Origin of the sequence: Moorella sp. E308F (assembly GCF_006538365.1) — a bacterium.
In the GTDB taxonomy this organism is placed as follows: Bacteria; Bacillota; DSM-521; order Neomoorellales; family Neomoorellaceae; genus Neomoorella.
On the sequence record NZ_BJKN01000001.1, the window covers coordinates 880,730 to 883,229 of the forward strand.

The 2,500-nt window shown below is 55.0% G+C and carries 2 protein-coding genes and 1 tRNA gene; 2 read left to right on the plus strand and 1 reads right to left on the minus strand.

All coding sequences use genetic code 11. From position 1 onward, the window contains the following. The first annotated feature begins 5 nt into the window (after positions 1–5). Positions 6–80, plus strand: a tRNA-Asn gene (locus E308F_RS04445). A gap of 79 nt (positions 81–159) precedes the next feature. Beyond that, positions 160–894 (plus strand): endonuclease III domain-containing protein, encoded by a 735-nt coding sequence (locus E308F_RS04450; RefSeq protein ID WP_141264100.1) that lies wholly within the window; start codon positions 160–162, stop codon positions 892–894. Between the two features lie 36 nt (positions 895–930). Here the strand turns inward: E308F_RS04450 and E308F_RS04455 are convergent, their stop codons facing one another. Then, complete coding sequence (locus E308F_RS04455) at positions 931–2,367, minus strand: 4Fe-4S dicluster domain-containing protein (protein WP_141263728.1); 1,437 nt, start codon at positions 2,365–2,367, stop codon at positions 931–933. Positions 2,368–2,500 lie beyond the last annotated feature (133 nt).

The following is a 2,500-nucleotide window of genomic DNA, read 5'->3' on the forward strand; positions in this document are numbered from 1 at the left end:
TACATTCCTCGGTAGCTCAATGGTAGAGCACCCGGCTGTTAACCGGGTGGTTGCAGGTTCGAGCCCTGCCCGGGGAGCCATTCCCCTCTTCCCCTGTTAGGTATCCCCTATCAGGGGCTTTTTTGTTATGGTAAAGGAGGAAAAGTTAAAATATTGGCTATGGAAACCTTATCAGCCAAGCCGGGCGATTTGTTACCGCCCGGACCGGACGGAGTTAACAAAACGGAAGGTATCCAGGCGCGGCTGATAGCCATATATAAAAGACTATATAATTATTTCGGCCCGCGCCACTGGTGGCCTGCCGATACACCCTTTGAAGTCATTGTCGGCGCCATCCTTACCCAGAACGTTGCCTGGAAGAACGTCGAGCAGGCGATAGCCAATCTCAAGGCGGCAGGGCTCCTCGATGCCGAAGCCATGTACAGGGCAACTGCGGCTGAACTGGAACCCCTCATCCGGCCGGCAGGATATTATCGTACCAAAGCTAAAAAGCTCAAGGCTTTTGTTGAACACCTGTGGCAACGGTATAACGGGTCCCTGTCCGCCATGTTTTCCCGACCCCTGGCGGAACTGCGTCCGGAGATACTGGCTATTTATGGTATCGGCCCGGAGACGGCCGACGCTATCCTCTGTTACGCCGGCAATTATCCCATCATGGTCATGGATGCCTACACGCGACGGGTATTTTCGCGGCTGGGCTTTTTTGATGAAAAGATAACCTATCAAAGCATGCAGGAGTTTTTTATGGCCAACCTGCCGCAAGACCAGTATCTCTACAATGAATATCACGCCCTGATTGACGGGTTGGCAAACCAGCTCTGCCGCAAAAACCGGCCCGAATGCTCAAAGTGTCCCCTTGAGGATATTTGTCCCCGAGTCGGGGTTAATATTTAAGGCCTCTGGTATTAACCAGAGGCCTTCTCGATCAAATCAGCGGTAGAATTTTTCCACTGCCCGGGCGCTTTCCCGCGGCCCGACCAGAGCTACTGGCCCGCCGACACAGCCTCCCTCGCAGGCCATACCTTCTAAAAAGTTCCCCGGCAGTTTTCCTGCCCTGGCCAGGTTTAGATACCGTTTACATTCCTCCAGGCCGCTTGCCAGGACAGGTTTGAATTCGACGGCAGCCCCCTGTTCCTTGAGGGCTTGTTCAATCGCTGCGGCAACACCCCCGCTTACCGGGAAACCCCGACCCCACACTGAAGCTGGGGCGGCAGACGCAGAAATCGGGTTGAGAGCAGCGGGGTCTACTTCCCTGGCAGCGAGTAAGGCTGCCAGCTCTTCAAAAGTAAGCACAGCGTCGATGCCGGTCCCAGGGCCGAGGGCCTCTTCCTTTTTGGCCACGCATGGCCCTATAAATACCACTTTGCTGCTTGGAGCTTCAGCCTTAAGCATCCGGCCCAGGACCACCATTGGTGACGGGACCGGGGCAAGGTGATCAGCCAGGTCCGGATAATTTTTCCGCACGAAGGATACAAAAGCGGGACAACAGGAACTGGCCAGCCACTCTTTTTCCGCCACCGTTTGGCTAAATTCTTCTGCTTCCAGTGCAGCCACCCGGTCCGCCCCCCGGGCCACCTCGGCAGTAGCGGTAAAACCCAGTTCGGCGAGGGCCGCCAAAACCTGGCCTACCGACACGTTGGGGCCAAATTGGCCGGCAATCGCCGGTGCCACGGCGGCCACAACCTGTTCGCCTGCTTGAAGCCAGCGAATCACTTCCGGCAACTGGGACTTATCCGCAATAGCTCCAAAGGGGCATGCTGTCAGGCAAGTACCGCAAGCGGTGCAAAATTCGCGGTCAATCACCGAATTGCGGTTGGGCCCGGGTTTAATAGCCCCGGCCGGACAAGAACGCTCGCAGGGACGGCTAACCTCCACAATGGCGTGGAAGTAACAGGCCCGGCTGCAACGCCCGCATTCAACGCATTTTTCTTGATCGATATAGGCCCGGCGGCCAACAATTGTTATAGCTTTTTTCGGGCAGGTGTTTACACAAAAATGGGCGACGCAGCCCCGGCAGGCATCGGTGACCAGGTAACGATCAATGGGACAACGATCACAGGCTATCTCAATTATATCCAGTACCGGGTAGGTGATGTGGTGCCCGGCCAGGCTCTTTTCGGCAACGGCTCCCAGGCGTTCATCTTCGCCCACTTCCCGGGGTGAAAAACCAAGGGCAAACTTAACCCGTTCGGCCAGGATCGCCCTTTCCTTGTACACACAGCAACGGTAACGGGTTATGCCCGCATCAGTAAGGGCGCGCGGGAGCCTGTCTATTTCGCTCTCAAGCCTCCCCGTGAGGGCAAGATGGGCTACTTCCCGCAACACCTCAAATTTAATCTTGGCGACTTCAGATTTGAATGAACGCATGTTTTCTCTCCTCTACCTGGTTGTTTATCAAACCTTATCTTATATTCCTTACAAGTTATATGTCAATGGAAACAAGTTTCATAATTGATTACTCAAGGAAGGAAGTATCTCAAGGCGATAGCCGGCTTTCGGC

Bases quoted from the DNA above. Each gene is read 5' to 3' on its own strand.
- E308F_RS04450 (WP_141264100.1), top strand. From the start codon at position 160: ATGGAAACCTTATCAGCCAAGCCGGGCGATTTGTTACCGCCCGGACCG.
- E308F_RS04455 (WP_141263728.1), bottom strand. From the start codon at position 2,367: ATGCGTTCATTCAAATCTGAAGTCGCCAAGATTAAATTTGAGGTGTTG.